Source organism: Streptomyces phyllanthi (assembly GCF_009377205.1).
GTDB lineage: Bacteria > Actinomycetota > Actinomycetes > Streptomycetales > Streptomycetaceae > Streptomyces > Streptomyces phyllanthi.
The window spans coordinates 1-2,357 of the sequence record NZ_VJZE01000795.1 but is presented as its reverse complement, the minus strand read 5'-3'; the positions used below and the strand labels follow the sequence as shown (position 1 = coordinate 2,357).

The following is a 2,357-nucleotide window of genomic DNA, read 5'->3' as shown; positions in this document are numbered from 1 at the left end:
CCCCCGGGAGGACGACGCGCCGGGTGCGGGGTGCGGGGCGGGAAGGAGGCCGATCGTATCCCGCCGTCCCACATGGTGGTCGATCTGTTCACCAACTGGACACAATCCGGTGCGGCGACCCATGTCGACTAGCGTCAGGACATGACCAGCGACACCACCCGCACCCTCGCCGACGCCCTCGCCTCCGGCCCGCTCGTCCTCGACGGCGGCATGTCCAACCAGCTGGAGTCCGCGGGCCACGACCTGAGCGACGGCCTCTGGTCGGCCCGGCTGCTCGCCGAGCGCCCCGAGGCGATCACCGAGGCCCATCTCGCCTACTACGAGGCGGGCGCGGACGTGGCGATCACCTCCAGCTACCAGGCGACGTTCGAGGGCTTCGCCCGGCGCGGGACCGGCCGCGAACGGGCGGCCGAACTCCTCACCCTGAGCGTGGAGTCGGCGCGCGAGGCGGCCCGGCAGGTCAAGGACTCCTCGCGGCCCCTCTGGGTGGCCGCGTCCGTCGGCCCGTACGGCGCGATGCTCGCGGACGGCTCCGAGTACCGCGGCCGCTACGGGCTCACGGTCGCCGAGCTGGAGGCGTTCCACCGCCCGCGCCTGGAGGTCCTGGCCGCCGCCCGCCCGGACGTCCTCGCCCTGGAGACGATCCCGGACAGCGACGAGGCCGAGGCACTGCTCCGGGCGGTGCGCGGCCTCGGCGTGCCCGCGTGGCTGTCGTACACGGTGGCCGGTGACCGCACCCGCGCCGGACAGCCCCTGGAGGAGGCGTTCGCCCCGGCCGCCGACGTGGACGAGATCGTCGCGGTGGGCGTGAACTGCTGCGCCCCCGAGGACGTGGAGGGCGCCATCGGGACGGCGGCCCGGGTCACCGGCAAGCCGGTCGTCGTGTATCCGAACAGCGGTGAGGTCTGGGACGCCGGGGCCCGCGCGTGGACCGGCCGCTCCAGGTTCACCACCGCGCAGGTCACCGGCTGGCAGCGGGCGGGGGCACGGCTGATCGGCGGGTGCTGCCGGGTGGGGCCGGAGGCGATCACGGCCATCGCGGGGACGGTGCGCGGAGGTTCCGCGGCGTAACCCGCTCGGCGCGGCTACGGCCACAGCGACAGGAGCAGCCACAGCGACAGGAGCAGCGGCGCCCCGGGTGGGCGCGTGCCCGAGCCGGGCGCACCATGCGGACCGGTATCGGCCTGGCACCGCTTGACTACGTGCAGTAGTGTTTTGAACACACTGTGTTGTATTCGCCGCTCTCCAGCGAGGGGACCCCCGTGAGCCGTACGCGCATCATCGCCACCATCGGACCTGCGACAAGCTCCGCGGAGATGCTGATCTCCCTGGCCGAGGCGGGCATGAGCATCGTGCGGCTCAACGCCTCACACAATGCGCTGGCATGGCACCGGGACACGATCGACCTGATCAAGCGGGTGCTTCCCACGACCCCCGTCCTGCTGGACGTGCCGGGGCGCAAGATCCGCACCGCCCACCTGGCGCATGAGCCCGTCTTCGCCGTCGGTGACCTGATCACCCTCACGACGGAGGAGGGACACGACGGCCGGCAGAAGGTGACGGTCGGCTCACGGCGGCTGCACCTGGACGTCTCCCCCGGAGACACGCTGCTGGCTGACGACGGCAAGCTGCGGTTCACGGTCATCGACGTCACCGGCCCCGACATCCACTGCCGGGCCGAGGTGGCCGGCCGGCTCCGCAGCAGGAAGGGCATCAACGTTCCGGGGGTGGAGCTCGGCGGGGAGCTGGTCGGCGAGCGTGACCGCGAGATGCTGGCCTTCGCCCGTGAGACCGGCGTCGACCTGGTCGGGATCAGCTTCGTCGAGTCGGCCCGGCATGTCGCGCTGGTCCGGGAGCAGCTGCCCGGCGGGCGCCCCGGCATCGTCGCGAAGATCGAGACCCCGCGCGCCGTGCGGAACCTGGAGGAGATCATCGACAGTTCGGACGCCGTCATGATCGATCGCGGCGATCTGTCGGCCGAGACGGATCTGAAGCAGATCGGTGTGCTGCAGAAGGAGATCCTCTCCCGGGCCACCGAGTTCGAGAAGCCGGTCATCGTGGCGACGGAGATGCTGGAGACGATGATCGAGCGGCCCTACCCGACCAAGGCCGAGATCACCGACATCACCAACGCCGTCCTCGACGGCGCCGCCGGTGTCATGCTGTCGGGCGAGACCGCGTTCGGTACCTATCCCGTCGAGTCGGTCACCCTCATGAGGCAGGTCGCGTCGGCGGCGGAGCAGTACCTCGGCACGAGGGGCGCTCCGCTGGAAGGCACGACGGGCACCTGGCGTGGCGACCTGACCTCGGTCAGCGCCCCCGCCGCGGGGGCCGCGGGCGATCACGAGCCCCTGCCC

General features: G+C 72.0%; 2 protein-coding genes. Both read left to right on the top strand.

Features of this window, described 5'->3' with window-relative positions:
• Positions 1–141: 141 nt before the first annotated feature.
• Complete coding sequence (mmuM, locus tag FNH04_RS44940; protein WP_152791991.1) at positions 142–1,071, top strand: homocysteine S-methyltransferase; 930 nt, start codon at positions 142–144, stop codon at positions 1,069–1,071.
• A 191-nt stretch (positions 1,072–1,262) separates the two neighbouring features.
• Positions 1,263–2,357: pyruvate kinase (pyk, locus tag FNH04_RS44935; protein ID WP_194237031.1), on the top strand; the 1,095-nt coding region annotated here is incomplete at its 3' end.

Coding starts and splice junctions, on each gene's coding strand:
- mmuM (WP_152791991.1), top strand. CDS start 142: ATGACCAGCGACACCACCCGCACCCTCGCCGACGCCCTCGCCTCCGGC.